The following is a 17,899-nucleotide window of genomic DNA, read 5'->3' as shown; positions in this document are numbered from 1 at the left end:
CGATGTTCACGACCGAAAAGCTCCATCCGCTTCCGGACCACGGCGCCCGTGAAGTCGAAGTCGCCGAGCCCGCCGCCTTGCGTGACCTGCGCTTTCGCGTCCTGCTGGGCGAAGCTGGCTGGAACCGCCTGCCGCAAGCCGTGCGCGAACGGTTCAGCAAGCGCCTGCGCCCCGGCATGGCCGTGACCTATGCGGGCCGGATCACCGAAAGCCGGCGCAACGCGGCGGGCCGAATCCTGGCCCAGCTGTGCCGGGTGATCGGCGCGCCCCTGCCCCTGAACGACGACCTGGGCGCGGCGGCGGTCGTGACCGTGACCGAGGACGGCGACGCCGGCGGTCAGTTCTGGACCCGGATGTACAACCGCGCCCACGGCTTTCCGCAGGTCATCCACAGCAGCAAGCGCTTCGCGGGTCCGACGGGTCTGGAGGAATATCTCGGCGGCGGCTTCGGCATCGCCCTGGCGGTCAGCGCCGACGAGACCGCCCTGCACTTCCATAGCCGCCACTACTTCCTGGCGCTCGGTCCCGTTCGCCTGCGCCTGCCCGCCTGGCTGGAGCCCGGCGCGCTGACCATCAGCCATATCGACCAGGGCGACGGCGGCTTCGCCTTCGTCCTGGACCTGCGCCATCCGCTGCTGGGCGGGATGCTTCGCCAGGTCGGGTTGTTCCGCGACCGCCCGGCCCCTCCGATCCACGACAATGAAGGATATCGGCCATGACCGACCTGATCTGGACCCTGGTCTTCATCCAGGTGGCGATGGGCGGGTTCGACACCCTCTATCACCACGAGCTGACCGAGCGCCTGGCCTGGCGGTCGTCTCAGGCCAAGGAACTGCGCCTACACGGGGTGCGCAACCTGGCCTATGCCGTGATGTTCCTGGCCCTGGGCTGGAGCCGGCCCCAGGGCCTTGCGGCGGCGGCGCTGATCGCCCTGATGCTGGCCGAGCTGATCATCACCCTGTGGGACTTCGTCGAGGAGGATCGTACGCGCAAGCTGCCGGCCAGCGAGCGGGTCACCCACACCCTGCTGACCCTGAACTATGGCGTTGTGCTGGCGCTGGTGGTTCCGCTGCTGGCCGGCTGGGCCGCGTTGCCGACGGCGGTGGTCCCCGCCTTCCACGGTGTCTGGAGCGTGCTGTGCGCCGTGGCAGCCGTGGGGGTCGTCGTGTCCGGCCTGCGCGACCTGGCGGCCGCCAGACGGACCAACCGGATCGCCGCCAGCGATCCCGTCCCGCTGGTCACGGCCCTGCCGCCCCGCCAAGCGGTGCTGATCACCGGGGCCACCGGCCTGATCGGCGGCCGTCTGGTCGCGGCCCTGGTCGGCGCTGGCCACGAGGTGACGGTCCTGACCCGGAGCCGCGCCAACGCCGCCGCCCTGCCCGCTCCTATCCGGATTGTCACCAGCCTGGATCAGCTGCCGGACGACACCCGCATCGACGCCATCGTCAACCTGGCCGGCGAGCCGATCGCCGAGGGGCTGTGGACCCCGGCCAAGCGCCGCCGCATCATCGCCTCCCGCGTGGAGACCACCCAGGCGGTCGTGGCCCTGATCCGCCGACTGCGTCAGCGACCCAAGGTCCTGATCAACGGCTCGGCCATCGGCTGGTACGGCCTGCGCGGCGACGAGACCCTGGACGAGACCGCCGACGGTCGCGACTGCTTCTCCCGCACGATCTGCGCCCAATGGGAGGCCGCCGCCGAGCCCGCCGAAGCCCTGGGCGTGCGCCTAGTGCGGCTGCGGATCGGCATCGTCCTGGCGATCGAAGGCGGCGCCCTGTCGCGCATGCTGACGCCGTTCGAATTCGGCCTGGGCGGACCGTTCGGGGCTGGACGGCACTGGATGAGCTGGATCCACCTGGACGACCTGGTGCGCCTGATGGCCCACGCCATCGCCACGCCTAGCCTGAAGGGCGCGGTCAACGGCACGGCGCCCGAGCCGGAACGCAACCTGGCCTTCGCTCGGGCCCTTGGTCGCGCCCTGCATCGGCCCGCCATCCTGCCGGCCCCCGCCGCGCCTCTTCGAGCGGTGCTCGGCGACTTCGCCGAAGAGCTGCTCCTGAAGGGTCAGAAGGTCGTCCCAATGGCAGCGTTGGCGAGCGGTTTCCGCTTCACCTACCCCACCCTGGACGCGGCGCTGACGAACCTCGTCGGCGTCAGGCCAATCCAGCCTGAAGCCGCCGTCGTGAAGCTTGCAGAGGCCTAAGCGAGAACTTTGGCCTTCGTCATGGCTTGCGCCTCGGCCCGCGACAGCCAGCGCCCACGGGACAACTTGCCCGCGCCCGGCCCCTTCGGGCGATATTGTGAGAAGCGCGCGTCCTCGGGCTGCAGCATGGTCCGAGGATTGCCGTCCTTGCCGGTGTACCACATCTCGGTCCACCCGGCCGGGGCGATGTGGTCGTCCATCCAGCAGTCGAGGAAGGTGGCCATGCCGACATATTTCGGGTCGCCGTAACGCCCGTCGGCGAATTGGCTGGAGGGACGCCAGGGGCGGCCCAGATAGACGGAACCCACCTTGGTCCCGGCCTCTTTCGTCAATCGGCAGTTCTGGAACACGAAGCCGAAGGGCTGGCTGAGCGGCGTGCTGGGCGCGACGATGTAGCCGTCGATCGGATCGACGGGCCGGGGCCGCGAACGGATCTCGCAATCCTGGAAATAGGCCCGTCCCGCGCCGAAGATGAAGTCGTAGCTGCCGGTGATCAGGCAGCGCTCGAACAGGCTGGAGCCCGCGTCGGGGAACAGCGTGTCCTGATAGCTCAGGATGTCGACCTCGGTGAGCCGGGCGCGGTCCGAGCCCTTGTCCAGCATCAGGGCCACGGCCTGGGGGCCGCCACCGTCGTGCGAGTGGAGCCCGCCGGGCTTGCTCATCTCGGCCAGGCCGTCGAAGGCGTTCTGGATGGTCAGGTTGCTGGCCGCGAAGTCGGGCGCGCGCACGAATAACGTGGGTGTGCGGAATGTGCCCCACCGCTTGCCGTCCGGGGCGGTGAGGCCCGAGGCCGCGAGGTGGCTGATCACCGAGGCCTTGCGGTCCTCGCCGACCAGGTGGACGAACGGCTTGTCGATGACGACCTGTTCGTCCCAGACCCCGCGCGTGACCAGGATCCGGAAGGGCTTTCGGCCATCGGCCGGCGCGGCCGCGACCGCCGCCGACAGGCTGGCGAAGGTCGGCCCGGCATGAGGACTCGCGCCCTCCCCGCGCCACAGCACGGCGTCGTAGCGCGGCGCGGCCAGGGCCAGACCGGGAACAAGCAGCGTCGCCCCGGCCAGGACATGACGACGGGACAGAGCAGGCAACGACATGACGCCTCTTTCAAAAGGGGCGGGCGCCGACCGGGAGGACAGCCGACGCCCAATATTCCTCGGGAGGAGGAACCTCTACGATCGTTAGAACGCGTACCGCAGCCCGAAATTGAACTGCCGGCCCGTGTGCGAATAGACGTAGACGCTGTCACGGTTGCTGTCGGTGTACTGGTTGTTGAAGGCGTCGGTCAGGTTCAGCCCCTCGAACGTCAGCTTCAGGCGCTTGTTGATCGCGTACGACGCCGAGGCGTCGATGGTCGTGATCGAGCGCACGCCGTCGATGTCGTTGGTGCTGGTGCCGCTGGGCACGGCGGTCAGGTACTTGTCGCGATAGGCCGCCGAGACGCGGGCGCTGAACGCCTCGTCCTCGTAGTAGAGCGTGGCGTTGAAAGCATTCTTCGACAGGCCGACGAGGTCGTTCTGCACGAAGCCGGTCGGCGAGCGGGCCGAGATGTAGTCGATCTTGGAGTCGACCACCGTCACGTTGAAGATCGCGCCGGTGTGCTTGAGCAGGCCCGGCAGGAAGCTGAACGGCTGCTGGTAGCTGACCTCGATCCCCTTCAGCGGGCCGCCCTTGGTGTTGACCGGCTGGCTGAACAGGAAGGTGTCGCCGGCCGAAACGCCCAGGCCGTCCAGCAGGCTCAGCGGCAGACCCGAGGCGTTGAAGGGCTGCGAGATGCGCGAGGTCTGAATGTAGGTGTCGATGTCCTTGTAGAAGAGGCCGACCGACAGCAGCGCGTCCTTGGCGAAGTACCATTCGGCCGACAGGTCGTAGGTGGTGGCGCGGATCGGCTCCAGGTTCGGATTGCCCGAGCTGACGCTGAACACGCCCACCGTCGACAGGCTGCCGCCCGGCGTCAGGCTGCCCAGGTTCGGACGGGTCATCACCTTGGCCGCGCCGAAGCGCAGCAGGAAGTCGGGCGTGACCTCGGCGGTGATGTTCAGGGCCGGCAGGATGTCGTCGTAGTCGCGCTTGACCGTGGCCTGCTGGGCGGCGCCGGCCACCAGCTGGTAGCCGGTCGAGCTCTGCTCGGTCTTCACGTAGCGCACGCCGACGTCGCCGCGGATCGGCCAGGCGAAGTGATCGGTGCGGAAGTCCAGCTGCGCATAGGCGGCGCTGTCCTTCTCCTCGACGCTGCGGATGTTGCCTCGGGCGTTGGCGTTGGAGGCGCCGCTGAGTTCGAACAGGCCCGTGCCGCTATAGATGTTGAACTGCTTGGCGAAGGCGTCGAGGTCCGGCGCGGCCCAGCTGGTCGGGTAACCCGAACCGCCGAGGTTGCGGCCGAAGCCCGAGACCAGCTTGGTCAGGCTGCTGAGCGTCACGCCGGCCGGCAGGGTCGGCACGACCGACTCGTTGACCCGGGCCTGGGCCCAGGAGTCGAAGTCGTACTTCTTGAAGTTGACGCCGACCTTCAGGTTCAGGCTGTCATTGATGCGATAGTCGCCGTCCAGCTGGGCGGTGGCGATCTTGTTGGTCACGCCCTGCGGCCGCAGCCGGATTTCCGAACGCGCCGCGCCGAAATTATAGGCCAGCGGGTCGGTGACGTCGAAGCCGAAGCTCATCGCCGGCAGGTTCGGATTGACTCGATAGTCGTACGAGAAGCCGTCGGCGTTCTCTCGGTTCAGGATGACCGTCGTCTGGATCGGGTTGTTGAAGTCCGACTTCGAGGCGCCCACCAGGCCGCTCAGCTTGAAGCGATCGCCGAACTCGTGCTCGGCGGTGAAGGTCACCTGGCTGTACTGGGTGTCCAGCTTGTCGAAGCGGGTCTCGCTCTCGACATCGACGTCGTCGAACAGGCCATAGACCATGTCGCCCTTGGCGTTGACCACGCCGTCGCGGACGATGATCTCGGGACGGCCGCCCTGCGAGGCGTTGCGGGCGAAGGACAGGGCTTCGAGCCAGTTCTCCTCGCGCGTGGCCTTGAAGTCCGAATAGAGGACGTCCAGGCCGATCAGGGTCTTGTCGTCCGGGCGCATCTGGAACGAACCGGTCAGGCCCAGGCGCTTCTGCTCATGGCTCAGGCGGCCGTAGCGCGGGAAGCGCGGCGTGAACACCGCGGCCGTGCTGGCCGGCTTGAAGGTCGAGGCCGGATTGAAGCCGCCGACTTCCGTGCCGTTCAGCCAGCCGCCCGAGCCGTGGCCCTCTTCGAGCAGGCCGCGCTCGGTGTAGGCCACCGAGACCAGCGCCCCCAGCTTGCCGTCGAACCAGGTGTTGGAGGCCAGGACCGCGAAGCGCGGGTCCCAGGACTTGGAGAGGTCGTTGTAGCCCTCCTGGGCCGAGACCACGAGGGTCGCGCCCTTGTAGTCGAACGGCCGGCCCGTCTGCAGGTCGACCGTGGCGCCCAGCGAGCCTTCCTCGGTCTGGGCCGAGGCCGTCTTGCGCACGGTGATGCTGTTGAAGAGCTCCGAGGCGAAGACGTTGAAGTCGAAGGCGCGGTTGCGGTTGGCGCCGCCCGAGCTGTCGGTGCCGCTGGCCGTGCTCTGGCCCTCGACGCCGTTGATGCGCACGCGGGTGAACTGCGGGCCAAGGCCGCGAACGGTGATCTGACGGCCCTCGCCGGCGTCGCGGGCGATCGAGACGCCCGGCACGCGCTGGATGGACTCGGCCAGGTTGGCGTCCGGGAAGTCGGCGATGTCCTCGGCCTTGATGACGTCGACCACGCCGCTGGCGCGGCGCTTGAGGTTCATGGCGCTCTGCAGGCTGGCGCGGAAGCCTGTGACCACCACGGCCTCGACCTCGGCCGAGGCCTCTTCCTGCGGCGCCGAGACCGGTGCGACGGCCTGGGCGGCGATCATCGGAACCGCGGCGGTCGAGGCCAGCTGAAGCGAGGCGGTCTGCCCCAGAACCGCCGTGCGGCCGTTGTTGGAGACCACGGTCAGGTCCGCGCCGCGCAGCAGGCGCGCCAGACCCTCCTCGACCGTGTAGGCGCCGCGCACGGCGTTGACGCGCTTGCCCGTTACCGCGCTCTGCGGAGCCAGGATCTGCAACTCGGCCTGCTGGCCGAACTGGGGAATGCCCGTGGCGGCCGACTGCTCGCGCACGTCGAACGTACGCACCTGGGCATGAGCGCCCGACGCGACCAGCAGCGCGGTGGCGCCCGCCGCCAGCATCAAATAGGACTTTTCGTAAGTACGCAGCGACGTCCGCATGCGCCCCTCCCTCTCATGGTTCAAACGGCGCTTCTTGGAACGCCTGTTTGGAGCGATGCGGGGGAAACCGGTTTCCGTCAGGCATCGGTCAATTTTTTTGCACGCGGCGCTCTATTGGCCTCGCAGGACGATGGCGTTGTCGCCCACGGCCACCTTGCCGTTGAAGGTGGCCGCGGCGGCGACCGCGAAGCCTTCGGGGTCGTTGGTTCGGAACCAGCCCACGAAGCGTTCGTCGGCCAGGCGCGTGTCGGCGACCTCGATCTTGCGGTCGTTGTAGCGATTGAACTCGGCGGCGGCCTCGGTCAGCGTCTGTCCATCCAGGACGATCTGGCCATCGCGCCAGGCCAGCTGCCGCGCCAAGTCCGCGTCGGCCTCGGGCGGGATCAGGACGCCGGCGCCGTTGTCGGCGAACACCCGCTCGCCAGCGGAGACACGGCGTGGCGGGGTCTTGCCGTCCTTGGTCCAGACCTCGACCACGCCTTCGGTAACGAGGACGTCGCTGCCCCCCTCGCGCTTGCGCACCGAAAAGGCCGTGCCGACCGCGCGAACACGGACGGGTCCGCTCTCGACGACGAAGGGGCGCGACGCATCCTTGGCCACCGCGAACCAGGCCTCGCCGCGCTCCAGCTTCACGGCGCGAAGCCGCGGCTGCATGTCCACTTCCAGCTCGGAGCTGGTGTTGATCGCCGCCACCGAGCCGTCGGACATCGGCACGCGACGGATTTCGCCCAGGGCGGTGCCGTATCGCTGGGCCAACAGGCGCGGACCGACCACCATGGCCGCCAGACCCGCGGCCATGGCCCCCAACCCTGCCACCACGCCTCGACGGCGCAGTTGAACGGGTTCGGGCGCAAGCGGCTCGGGGGAGGACAGGGCCTGGGCGCGGTCAAGATGCGTCCAGCCGGCTTCAGCCCGCGCGTAGGCGCCCATGCGGCGCCGGTCGCCAGCCAGCCAGGCGTCGAGTTCGGAGCGGACGGCCTCGCCGTCGCGATCGACGCGGACCACCCATCGGGCGGCGTCCGCCTCGATGTCAGCGGCGCTTTCGCGTTCGACCATCTGTCTTCTCTCTGGCTCCTTGCGCGCCCGCGGACGCATCCTGTTCGGTCATGGCCGCGAGGATGGCGCGCAAGCCCCGCACCGCCTCGTTCTCGACCACATGTTCGGTGACGCCCAGCCGCCGGGCGATCTCGCGCTGAGGCACGCCCTCGATCTTGCGCAGCTCGAAGATCCGGCGGCAGCGATCCGGCAGGGCCGCGATCAGCCCCCTCACCCGCTCCAGCTCCCGCCGGCCCGAGACGATGCGCTCGGCCGAGGGCTCCTCGAGCGCCAGGTCCAGCGCCTCGATCTCGCTGACGGTCTCGATGCGCACCACGCGGGCGCGGCGGATCTGCTCCAGGGCCACGCTACGCGCGGCCTGGAAGAAATAGCCGCGCGGCTCGGCGATATGGTCGATGTTGCTGAGGGCGGCCAAGCGGCAATAGGTCTCCTGAAGGATGTCGTCGACGTCGCCGGCCGCGGCGAACGAGCGCCGCAACCACACGCGCACGGCGGCTTCATGGGGCAGGATTTCCCGCCCCAGCCACGCCACGATGCGCGCACGCCCCTCCGACACGTTTCCTCGCCCTGTTATTGGTCTTCCCTGTCAGCGATGCATGGCGAAGGGATTTCCGTCACATTGAAAAGCACAAATCCTGAATGTCAGCCGCGCCCGCTTCGTCGCGGCCCGTAAGACCCGATCAAATGCCGAGGATCTTCCGATAGGTGGGGTCCACCACGGGCGCATGTTCGGGGTGCTTCTGCAGATATCCCGCGAAGAACGGGCAGACCGGCAGGATCAATAGACCACGATCCTTGGCGTCGGCGAGCACGTGCTTGGCCAGCCGACTGGCTATCCCTTGGCCCTCCAACCGCTCGGGAACCAGGGTCTCGGTGATCATCAAACTGGTCGGCGAGAGGTTGTAGGTCACCACCGCGACGTCACCGTCCACGGGCAACTCGTAGCGATGCTTCTCGGCGTTGTCGTGGATTTCGGGGTCGGACATGGCAGGTCTCGCAGGTGGAGGGAAGGACGTCGGCCCGACTAGCATAGGCCGACGCCTGTCGCGCCGCCCATCCCCCACGTATCAACGATGGCGATCGGTCCCGGCCGCGGCCTCCTTTGGCTTCGCTGCATCAGCCAGCAGGTCTTCGACGACTGCGAAACGGCGGCGAACGGCCTTGGCCTTCAGGGGCTCGTAGGCGAACACCGTCCGCCCCTGACCGTCCTGGACCTCGACCTTCAGCTTCTGGCGACGTCGCGTGGCGAGTTCACGCCAGGCGGTCAGTTCGGCCAGGTCCTCGGGCGCGGCGGCGGTGGCGTAGAAGGACACGAACGGCGCCCGCGCCAGGGCGCGGTAGTAATCTGGGGCTTGGGCGGCCGGGATCTTGGGCGCCCTGCGATACCAGGTCTTGGCGATCAGCGCAGAGGCGTAGGGTTCGGAAAGCTGACGAGGGCCGCTCCAAAGTCCAGCGCGGAAGGCGCCGCCCTCGGCCGCCGTCAGCCCCAGGACCTGATCCACGACATGGGTCGCCTCGTGCAGCAGGACATAGGTCAGGGCGTCGGTGTCGCCCGCATCGAACCGCACGCGATAGCCGGACCCGTCCGTCTCGAAAAGATTGGCCTCCTTGGTGTCGAGGAAGTCGGTCAGGGACTCCCGAAGAAGGCTGGCGCGGAAGGTGATGTCGAAGACATCGCCCTTCTGCTCGGGATCGGCCCTGCTCGTCAGGGCGCTGCCGGCGCCCTGCTTGCCATCGACGAAGCTGAGCCTGCGCAGGTGGGCCTGGAGGATTCGCCGGTGAAGCGGCGGCAGCTTGGCCAGCGCCGCCTCCACGATCGCCCACTCGCTGTCCGTGAGCTGATGGGCCGTGATGTCGGCCGCGCCAGCCTTGACGTAGGTGTCGATGACCAGGGCTTCGGGCGCGCCCACCCGGGACCTGAGCGACGAGGCAGGATCGATCCCGTAGCGCTGCAAGCCGGCCTCGGCCACGATCGGCGTCGATGGCGCGCTTCCAGCGGCCGGCGCAACACCGATCAGGCACAAGGACACCATCGCCGCCGCCACACTGGCGCGCCCTTTTCTCACGTTCCCCATGAGCTTCATCGGCCTCTACTCCGCGGCGACGAGCTGTCCGGCGCCGCCCCCGCGCATCTGGTTGACGTCGCGCGCCGGCGGCGCGCCGAACAGCCGCCGATATTCCCGACTGAACTGCGTGGCGCTCTCATAGCCGACCTGGTAGGCGGCCGCGCCCGCATCGATCCCCTCGACCAGCATGAGACGCCGCGCCTCGTGCAGGCGAACGCGCTTCTGGTACTGCAGCGGGCTCATCCGCGTGATGGCGCGGAAGTTGTGATGGAAGGTCGAAAGGCCCATGCCCGCCATGACGGCCAGCGCCTCGATCCGGATCGGCGCGGCGTAGTTGTCGCGAAGCCAGGTGATCGCCCGGCCGATCCGCTCGCATCGCGACCCCTGGATCACCATCTGGCGAAGCCGTCCGCCCGCCGGTCCCATCAGCAGGCGGTAGACGATCTCGCGCAGGACCATGCGGCCCATGATGGCGATATCCTCGGGGGTGTCAGCCAAGGCCGCGAGCCGCACCACCGCGTCGATCAGCTCGACGCTCGCCTCGCCCACCGCCATGGCCGATCCAGCGGGCGCGGCCTGCGCGCCTTCCAGGTCGATTTCCGCGGCCATCGCCTTCACCGTGGCGGGATCCAGCTTCAGGATGATCGACAGGAACGGATAGGTTTCGCTGCCATCCAGGACCTGGGCGATGGTCGGCAGATCGACGGACGTGAGGACGAACTGGCCCGCGCCATAGTCGAAGGTCTCCGAGCCCAGAACCACCTTCTTGCGCCCCTGCACGACCAGGGACAGGCCCGGCTCATAGAGCGCCGAGGTCGGCGGACAGAAGCCGTCACGGCGATAGAAGAACAGGCCCGGCACGGCCGAGGCGTGATCGCCGGGCTCGGGAAGATGGCGCAGCATGCGCGCGGCCAGCCGGGACCGCGACGCCTCGAGCGGCGTCTCGGCAGATCCGGGCGGGATGTCCAGCGGTCGATCCATGGCGACACGTTGCCGAGCGCGACCGGCATCGACAAGCGGCGAAGCGCGCGCCGACACGAATGGGCAAGCAATCGGAAGGATCGAGCTAACGCCGCCCAACCAGCGGGTCCTAGTTCAAAGCCATCCCTCCCCAGCCCACGGGTTTCCAGATGCAGACCATCGGTTATGCCGCTCACGACGAGCACAGCGCCCTGACGCCATTCCCCTTCGAGCGCCGCGCCCTGCGCGACAACGACGTCGCCCTCGAGATCCTCTATTGCGGCATCTGCCACACCGACCTGCATCTGGCCCGAAACGCCTGGAAGGACTGGGGCCCGACCAACTATCCGGTTGTGCCGGGCCACGAGATCGTCGGCCGCATCGTCGAGACCGCGCCCGGCGCGCAACGCCACAAGGTCGGCGACCTGGTGGCCGTGGGCACCATGGTCGACAGCTGCCAGCACTGCGACCAGTGCCGCCGCGACCAGGAACAGATGTGCCGCGAGTTCCCGACCATCACCTACAACGCCTTCGACCGGATCGACGGCAGCCCAACCCATGGCGGCTTCTCCAAGCACATGGTGGTGCGCGAGGAGTTCGTCCTACGCGTGCCCGAAGGCCTTGATCCCGCGCGGACCGCGCCGCTGCTGTGCGCGGGCATCACGGTCTATTCGCCGCTGCGCCAATGGAATGTCGGCCCCGGCAGTCGCGTGGGCGTCGTCGGCATCGGCGGTCTGGGCCATCTGGCCGTCCGCTTCGCCGCCGCCCTGGGGGCCAGCGTCACCGTCATCACCCGCACTCCCGACAAGGCGGCCGAAGCCCAGGACCTGGGCGCCGACCATGTGCTGATCTCCACGTCTACCGAGGCGATGACGGCCGCGGCCTCGTCCTTCGACGTCATCATCGACACCATCCCGGTCCGCCACGACGTCTCGCCCTACATGACCCTGCTGGACGTCGAGGGTGTCCTGGTCATCGTCGGACAGCTGGGCGGCATGGAGGGCTTCGACACCCTGCCTCTGCTGATGGGCCGTCGCCGTATCACCGGCTCGCCATCGGGTGGCCTGGCCGAAACCCAGGAGATGCTCGACTTCTGCGCCAAGGCCGGGGTGCTGCCGGACTGCGAGACGATCCCCATGGATCAGGTCAACCAAGCCTTCGACCGCCTCGAGCGCGGCGATGTCCGCTATCGCTTCGTGATCGACATGGCCGACCTGACGCTCGCCTGACCCTCCCCTTCAGAACCCGCGGATCATCATGAAAATCGGAATCATCGGCGCCGGCCTGATCGGCGGCGCCGTCGCCCGGCTCGCGCGCGCGGCCGGCCACGACGTGCTCATCGCCAATTCCCGAGGCCCGGAAAGCCTGGCCGACCTTGCCCGCGAGATCGGCGCCCAGGCCGTCACCGCCCGCGAGGCCGCCCAGGCCGACGACATCGTCATCCTCTCCATCCCACAGGGCGCGGTGGCGAACCTGCCAGGCGATCTCTTCGCCGAAACCCCGGCCTCGGCGGTGATCATCGACACCGGCAACTACTATCCACGCGCCCGCGACGGCCTGATCCCGGAGATCGAAGCCGGACGACTGGACAGCCAGTGGGTGTCGGACCGCATCGGCCGACCGGTGATCAAGACCTTCAACATGCTGAAGGCCAACAGCCTGTCCCGGGGAGCTCCGCGCGGCGCGCCGGACCGGATCGCCATCGCCCTGGCCGGCGATGACGCCGACGCCAAGGCCAAGGTGGCCGGCTTGATCGATGCGATCGGCTTCGATCCGGTCGATGCCGGCCCCATGTCGGAGTCCTGGCGTCTGCAGCCTGGCACGCTGGGCTATTGCCACGACTACGACGCCCTGACGCTGGACGCGGCCATGGCCGCCACCGACGGCGCCCGCATCGCCGACTATCGACGCGACGGCGACGCCTTTGGCTGCGAGCTGATCAAACGGCTAGGCAGCGTGGACGCGGTAGGCCGCGCCCGGTCTTGAGCCGGATCGCAGGGGCGAAATTTGAGCGTCATCAGTGTGATCCAAGGCGCCCCCGGCTTTGGATCACGATCCCCTGGCGCCTGGACAGCATTGGTATGTGCTCATCGCCGAACAGCACGTAGGGTCCTGCAGGCTCGGCAAACAGGGTTCCCCGGGTTCATATGGCGTTTGACACCAAAGGCCGTGTGACCACGACATCGGGGCCGGCGCCGTCTTGGACGCTCAAACCAGTTCAATAGGAAACGAAGGGGAAGTCGTGCGCTTATCGTCAATGGTCCTGGCTACGTTGTTGTTGCCTGCCGCCGCCTCCGCCCAGACCGCGCCTGATTCGGCCCGACTCAAGGCCGACGTCACCAAGCTGGTGAGCTTCGGGACGCGGCACACGCTGTCGGACCCGGATCACCCCACGCGCGGCATCGGCGCGGCGCGGCGCTGGTATGCCGAGGAGATGAAGCGGATCGGCGCGGGTTGCGGCGACTGCCTGCAGGTCTCCACCGTCGAGCGCGTGTTCACCAATGACCGCGCGCCCAAGGGCGTGAACATCGTGGATGTCCTGGCCATCCAGCCTGGCCGCGATCCCAACCGCGTGGTCATTGTGCAGGGCCACATCGACAGCCGCGTGACCGACGTCATGAACGCCACCAGCGATGCGCCGGGCGCCAATGACGACGCCTCGGGCGTGGCGCTGGTGCTGGAGGCCGCGCGGCTGCTGTCGAAGCAGAAGTTCGACGCCACCATCATCTATGCCGCGCTCTCGGGCGAGGAGCAGGGCCTGATGGGCGGAACCCTTCTGGCCGACACGGCCAAGGAGCGGGGCTGGAAGGTCACCGCCGTGCTGAACAACGACATCGTCGGCAATACGGTCGGCCAGAACGGGACGCGCGTCGCCGATCGGGTGCGGGTGTTCTCCGAAGGCATCCGGGCCAATGAGGACGGGGCCGCACAACTGGTGCGCCGCGGCAACGGCGGCGAGGACGACGGCCCTAGCCGCGCGCTGGCCAAGGCCATCGATCATGTCGGCGAAGGCATCAAGGGCGGCCTGGACGTGTTCGTCGACCGTCGCCCGGACCGCTTCGGCCGCGGCGGCGACCATGAGCCGTTCCTCAAGCTGGGCTACCCCGCCGTCCGCTTCTCGGTCGGCGTCGAGAACTACAACCAGCAGCACCAGGACCTGCGCACCGCCGACGGCGTCGAATACGGTGACACGGTCGACAAGATGGACTTCCCCTACCTGGCCAAGGTGACGGCGATCAACGTCGCGACCCTAGCGCGCCTGGCCACCGCGCCGGCGGCGCCCGACGAGGTGCTGCTGCGCGGCGCCCTGGGCAGCGACACCACCGTCTCCTGGACCGCCGTGCCCGGCGCGTCGGGCTATCGCGTGGTCTGGCGGCGGAACGACAAGCAGGACTGGACCGACCATCGCGACGTCCCGGCCGACGCGAAGGAGACCGCGCTCAAGGGCGTGAATGTCGACGACACCTTCTTTGGCGTGTCGGCGCTGTCGTCGGGCGGCGTCGACAGCATCGTCACATTCGGCGGACGCGCCCCGCGCCGCTGATCTCCCCCTCTCCAGACAAAATCGAACCCGCGCAGGCTGGCCTGCGCGGGTTCTTTTTCGCCTGGGCTGCGCTTCTTAGAACCGGAAACGCATCCCGCCGCGGAAGGTGCGGCCCAGCAGGTCGTAGGGCGCGCTCGTGCCGAACGAGGTGCCGCTGCTGGGGATCGGTTCGGGATCGCGGTCGAGCAGGTTCTCCACCGCCGCGAACAGCGTGATCCGCCGGCCGCCGATAGTGACGTCGTAGTTCTCGGCCAGCTCGACGTACCAGACGGGATCCACGTGGTTGTAGGCCTCGGGGATGCCGGTCCGGCTGGTCTCGGGCTGGTTGGTGATCCGGCCCTTGCCCAGGTAGCGGGTGGTCACGGTCGTGCGGCTGGCCCCGACGGCGTAGGTGGCCGTCAGCATGCCCCGCCACTTCAGGCTGGCGAAGGTGCCCAGGGTCGGCGGCGCGACATCGCCCGGCAGGATGGTCTCGTCCTTGAGCCGCTGGGAGACCAGCAGGCGCAGGTTGATCGCGCCGGGCAGCGCATCGTTGAACCGGCCGAGATTGGCGCGGTAGCCGACCTCGTAGTCGATGCCCTCGACGGCGACGGTCTGGGCGTTGATGCCGCTGGTGTAGATGGTGGCGTTGACCAGGTTGGTCGCGCCCGCCGCCTTGACGATCGAGTCGCAGGCCGCCGGGTTCTGCGGCCGGTTGAAGCCATAGCACATGTCGATGATCTGCTGCGCGCCGACGGCCGTGATCGCGTCGGCGATATCGATCTTGTACCAGTCGATCGAGAGGCTGAGGCCGGGCGCCCAGTGCGGCTGGTAGACGCCGCCGGCGGTCCAGGTGTCGGCGATTTCCGGCTTCAGGTTGGGATTGCCGCCGCTCAGGGTGATGTTGGGCACCTGCGGGCTGCCGGCCTGGGTCCGGTCCAGATAGGCGTTCACGAACTGGCTGCTGGGAGCGAACAGGTCGTTCAGGTTCGGCGCGCGGATGTCGCGCGAGCGGGTGCCGCGCAGGCGCAGATCGTCATTGATGTCCCAGGTCAGCCCCGCCTTCCACGTGGTCACGGCCCCGCTGGTCGAGTAGTCGGTCCGCCGGGCCGCCCCGTTGAATTCGACGCTCTTGGCCACCACGCTGTCCTTCAGCAGCGGGACCAGGATTTCGCCGAAGGCTTCCTTGACGTTGTAGCCGTTGGCGCCGCCCTTGTAGTTGCCGACATTCCACAGCGACTGCAGGGAGTAGGCGTCGGCCGTCGAGGAGAAGGTCTCCTTCCGGTACTCCAGGCCTGCCGCGATCGAGACCGGTCCGGCCCAGGTGGAGAACGGGCTGTACTGGCCGTCGATCGACCAGACATCCTGGTTGAAGTCGAGGTCCTGACGCGTCCGCAGTCCCTCGGCGGCGCCCGTGACCCAGGCGACCGACGCGGCGCCCAGCGATCCCTCGCCAAAGAGGTTCATCGGCACGCAGCCATTGGTGGGATTGGCCACGGTGGAGCGGCAGATCGGCGTTCCCGCCGCGACGCCGGCCACGCCGCCGGTCGCCGGGTTGGCGATGACGTCGATCGCCCGGTTGAACCGGTCCAGGATGATGTTGTTGTCGCGGGTGTACCAGACCTTGCTGTGGCCGTGCTGGTAGTAGGCGCGCCACCGACCGCTATCGGCGAAACGACCCTCCAGCGCCGCCAGGACCCGGTCCTGACGCCGATAGTATCCTGCCTCGCCGATGTGCGTCCCCGGCGTGTTGATCATGTCGTAGAACAGCCGCGCCATCTGGAACGAGCTGACGCCGGCCTGGTCCATGGCCTGTTGCGTCACCAGCGGGATGAACGGATTGCTCCTGTTGATCGTGATCGCGGTGGCGCCCTGGCGGTTATAGACCGCCGACCAGTTGACGGTGTCGTTGCCGGCGTAGCTGGCCTCGAAGATGGCGGTGATCTTGTCGGTCAGCTCGTAGCTGCCCCGGCCATAGACGCTCCAGTGCTCGTCGTCGGGCAGGAGCGCGCCGCGGATCGGCATGGACTCGATCGTGCCGCCGGCCTGCACCTGGCCTTGCTGGATCGGACCGAAGACGAAGTTCTGGATCGTCCCGCCAGGACCAAAGGCCATGCCCATCAAAGGGCCTGAGGCGATCACGCCGCCGGGCGTGCTGTTGTAACCCGCGTCCGTGCGGACGATCTGACCGGGCTGGCCGTTCGTGGCCGTCCAGTTCGGGTTGTTCATCAGGCGAAGCCCCGGCTGGAACCAGTCGCGGGGGTCGTCGTAGAAATCGATCCGGTCGCCCTTGTAGTAGTTGCCGCTCAGCAGCAGATGGCCTTTGCCACCGGCGAACTTGCGGCCATAGGCCAGATCGCCCGAGACGATCTTGCCGTCGCCATGGCCGGTCTTGCTGAAGTTGACCCCGCCCTTCAGACCGGTGAAGCCGGTGTCGAGGATGAAGTTGACGACGCCGGCGACCGCGTCCGAGCCATAGGCGGCCGAGGCGCCGCCCGTCACGACATCGACCCGCTGCACCAGGTTCTGCGGCAGCAGGTTGACGTCCACGGCCGGGGACATGCCTGAGCCCACCACACGGCGGCCGTCCAGCAGCACCAGCGTCCGGGTGACGCCCAGGTCGCGGGCGCTCAGCTGGTTCGCGCCGCCGGTGGCGTTGGCGAACAGCGTCGTCGTGCGCGGCGTGTTGCCCGTGCCCATCGAGGGCAGCTGGGTGATGTAGTCGGCGATATTGGTCGGGTTGCGCTCCTGGATGTCCGCCGCCGACAGGACGGTGGTCGGCGTCGGCGCCTCGTTGCCGTTACGCACGATGCGCGAGCCGGTGACGAGAACCTCTTCGACCTGGCTGGCGTCCGTCGCGGTCGGCCCCGCCGCCTGCGCGGCGATCTGGAGGATCGCGGCCTGCTCCGCCGCGGCGGCCGGGTCGGCCGCGAGGCTCATGGCGGCCCCCGCCGCGATGGCGGCGCTGGTCAACAGGCGCCACCGGAGGCTCTTCAATACAGTCACTTGGGACATCAACCCGCCACTCCCCGATACAAGCGTTACATCCATAACGTCGTTACGTCATAAATTCGCCACAGTTGACCAGAGAGCGCCAACGTCGGGGTGGAGACGGCTTATCGCTTAGGGATTGACCATTTCAGATACCGTATATCTTCGATTATGTGCACGCTGCGGGTCTTGATCGCGCCAATGGCGGCGATTGGCCTCCCCCCGAAAATGACCATCCAGATCGTCGCGCAAAACAAAACCGCGACGCGCTGAGGGGGAGCGCGCCGCGGTCGGTGGGGGACTTTCGAGGGGAGAGTTCGTGCCTGGGTCTTAGGCGGCCTTTCCGTGACGCAGGTGACGGGCCTTCTTGTGCGCCGAAACCTTGTGCATCGCCGCCTTCGGCGCGGCCTTCTTGGCGGTGACCTTGGCGGCCTTGGCGGGGGTCGCCTTCGCGGCGGGGGCCGAGGCCGGGGCGACGGTGGCGGCGTTGGCCGAGACGGCGGCCAGGCCGGCGGTCGACAGGACGGCGGCGGCGAGAATGGCGCGGATGGTCACGATGCTGTCTCCTTCAAGGTTCGGCGGGAGCGCCGATGAAGATGAGCTTGAGACCCCGCCCTGACGCGGTCCGTTCAGCAACCTTACAAGGTCGTGAGAAAGCCTCGCCGAACCTTACAAATCTGCGAGATTGACGACGGCTCGCCGCAAGGCGCGCATGGCTCTATGGTTGCGCGCGGGGCTGCCGCGCGCCTTCCATGGGAGTCGAGATGTCCACGATCCGCACGCTTGGCCTGGCGACCGTACTGGCCGCCCTGAGCCTGACGGCCCAGGCCGCGCCGCGCCATGCCCCACCCGATCC

14 protein-coding genes are annotated in these 17,899 nt (G+C 68.2%); 5 read left to right on the top strand and 9 right to left on the bottom strand.

All coding sequences use genetic code 11. The features are described 5' to 3' along the window. Positions 1-2 precede the first annotated feature (2 nt). A complete protein-coding gene (locus tag AC07YH_RS07360; protein ID WP_494746345.1) occupies positions 3-719 on the top strand; it encodes a DUF4166 domain-containing protein in 717 nt (238 codons plus the stop codon). Continuing rightward, positions 716-2,203, top strand: a complete 1,488-nt coding sequence (locus AC07YH_RS07355; protein ID WP_494746344.1) for a TIGR01777 family oxidoreductase — start codon at positions 716-718, stop codon at positions 2,201-2,203. The genes AC07YH_RS07360 and AC07YH_RS07355 overlap by 4 nt, the downstream gene beginning before the upstream one ends. Here AC07YH_RS07355 and AC07YH_RS07350 read toward each other — a convergent pair. The 7 genes from AC07YH_RS07350 to AC07YH_RS07320 all read right to left on the bottom strand — a co-directional run bounded on the left by AC07YH_RS07350 (position 2,200) and on the right by AC07YH_RS07320 (position 10,550). After that, the gene (locus AC07YH_RS07350; RefSeq protein WP_494746343.1) at positions 2,200-3,297 is read right to left on the bottom strand and encodes a pectinesterase family protein; all 1,098 of its coding nucleotides are present in this window, start codon (positions 3,295-3,297) and stop codon (positions 2,200-2,202) included. The genes AC07YH_RS07355 and AC07YH_RS07350 overlap by 4 nt on opposite strands. A gap of 84 nt (positions 3,298-3,381) precedes the next feature. Further along, on the bottom strand, positions 3,382-6,447 hold the full coding sequence (locus tag AC07YH_RS07345; RefSeq protein WP_494746342.1) for a TonB-dependent receptor: 3,066 nt from the start codon (positions 6,445-6,447) through the stop codon (positions 3,382-3,384). A 111-nt stretch (positions 6,448-6,558) separates the two neighbouring features. Then, the gene (locus AC07YH_RS07340) at positions 6,559-7,503 is read right to left on the bottom strand and encodes a FecR family protein (protein ID WP_494746341.1); all 945 of its coding nucleotides are present in this window, start codon (positions 7,501-7,503) and stop codon (positions 6,559-6,561) included. Beyond that, complete coding sequence (locus tag AC07YH_RS07335) at positions 7,478-8,059, bottom strand: RNA polymerase sigma factor (protein ID WP_494746340.1); 582 nt, start codon at positions 8,057-8,059, stop codon at positions 7,478-7,480. The genes AC07YH_RS07340 and AC07YH_RS07335 overlap by 26 nt, the downstream gene beginning before the upstream one ends. 124 nt (positions 8,060-8,183) lie before the next feature. Continuing rightward, positions 8,184-8,489: a GNAT family N-acetyltransferase gene (locus AC07YH_RS07330; protein ID WP_494746339.1), complete on the bottom strand. Its 306-nt coding sequence runs from the start codon at positions 8,487-8,489 to the stop codon at positions 8,184-8,186. A gap of 81 nt (positions 8,490-8,570) precedes the next feature. Beyond that, positions 8,571-9,536 carry a hypothetical protein gene (locus AC07YH_RS07325; protein WP_494746338.1) on the bottom strand — a complete coding sequence of 322 codons (966 nt, stop codon included), beginning with the start codon at positions 9,534-9,536 and terminating at the stop codon, positions 8,571-8,573. Positions 9,537-9,593: 57 nt separating this feature from the next. Further along, the gene (locus tag AC07YH_RS07320) at positions 9,594-10,550 is read right to left on the bottom strand and encodes an AraC family transcriptional regulator (protein ID WP_494746337.1); all 957 of its coding nucleotides are present in this window, start codon (positions 10,548-10,550) and stop codon (positions 9,594-9,596) included. A 149-nt stretch (positions 10,551-10,699) separates the two neighbouring features. Between AC07YH_RS07320 and AC07YH_RS07315 the strand changes: the two genes are divergently transcribed. From AC07YH_RS07315 to AC07YH_RS07305, 3 genes are all read left to right on the top strand, one after another. Further along, positions 10,700-11,758 (top strand): NAD(P)-dependent alcohol dehydrogenase, encoded by a 1,059-nt coding sequence (locus AC07YH_RS07315; RefSeq protein WP_494746336.1) that lies wholly within the window; start codon positions 10,700-10,702, stop codon positions 11,756-11,758. A gap of 28 nt (positions 11,759-11,786) precedes the next feature. Beyond that, entirely contained in the window at positions 11,787-12,515 is a 729-nt protein-coding gene (locus AC07YH_RS07310) for an NADPH-dependent F420 reductase (protein WP_494746335.1), read from the top strand. A 256-nt stretch (positions 12,516-12,771) separates the two neighbouring features. Continuing rightward, positions 12,772-14,073, top strand: a complete 1,302-nt coding sequence (locus AC07YH_RS07305) for a M20/M25/M40 family metallo-hydrolase (RefSeq protein WP_494746334.1) — start codon at positions 12,772-12,774, stop codon at positions 14,071-14,073. Between the two features lie 75 nt (positions 14,074-14,148). Here the strand turns inward: AC07YH_RS07305 and AC07YH_RS07300 are convergent, their stop codons facing one another. Both AC07YH_RS07300 and AC07YH_RS07295 read right to left on the bottom strand, forming a co-directional pair. After that, a complete protein-coding gene (locus AC07YH_RS07300; protein WP_494746333.1) occupies positions 14,149-17,025 on the bottom strand; it encodes a TonB-dependent receptor plug domain-containing protein in 2,877 nt (958 codons plus the stop codon). A 348-nt stretch (positions 17,026-17,373) separates the two neighbouring features. After that, entirely contained in the window at positions 17,374-17,598 is a 225-nt protein-coding gene (locus AC07YH_RS07295; RefSeq protein WP_494746332.1) for a hypothetical protein, read from the bottom strand. Positions 17,599-17,899: the final 301 nt, after the last annotated feature.

The organism is Caulobacter sp. GW456-12-1-14-TSB4, assembly GCF_059424195.1.
The sequence above is the reverse complement of the archived record's forward strand: the minus strand, read 5'-3'. Positions and strand labels throughout refer to the sequence as shown.

Bases quoted from the DNA above. Each gene is read 5' to 3' on its own strand.
- AC07YH_RS07360 (WP_494746345.1), top strand. From the start codon at position 3: ATGTTCACGACCGAAAAGCTCCATCCGCTTCCGGACCACGGCGCCCGT.
- AC07YH_RS07355 (WP_494746344.1), top strand. From the start codon at position 716: ATGACCGACCTGATCTGGACCCTGGTCTTCATCCAGGTGGCGATGGGC.
- AC07YH_RS07350 (WP_494746343.1), bottom strand. From the start codon at position 3,297: ATGTCGTTGCCTGCTCTGTCCCGTCGTCATGTCCTGGCCGGGGCGACG.
- AC07YH_RS07345 (WP_494746342.1), bottom strand. From the start codon at position 6,447: ATGCGGACGTCGCTGCGTACTTACGAAAAGTCCTATTTGATGCTGGCG.
- AC07YH_RS07340 (WP_494746341.1), bottom strand. From the start codon at position 7,503: ATGGTCGAACGCGAAAGCGCCGCTGACATCGAGGCGGACGCCGCCCGA.
- AC07YH_RS07330 (WP_494746339.1), bottom strand. From the start codon at position 8,489: ATGTCCGACCCCGAAATCCACGACAACGCCGAGAAGCATCGCTACGAG.
- AC07YH_RS07325 (WP_494746338.1), bottom strand. From the start codon at position 9,536: ATGGTGTCCTTGTGCCTGATCGGTGTTGCGCCGGCCGCTGGAAGCGCG.
- AC07YH_RS07320 (WP_494746337.1), bottom strand. From the start codon at position 10,550: ATGGATCGACCGCTGGACATCCCGCCCGGATCTGCCGAGACGCCGCTC.
- AC07YH_RS07315 (WP_494746336.1), top strand. From the start codon at position 10,700: ATGCAGACCATCGGTTATGCCGCTCACGACGAGCACAGCGCCCTGACG.
- AC07YH_RS07310 (WP_494746335.1), top strand. From the start codon at position 11,787: ATGAAAATCGGAATCATCGGCGCCGGCCTGATCGGCGGCGCCGTCGCC.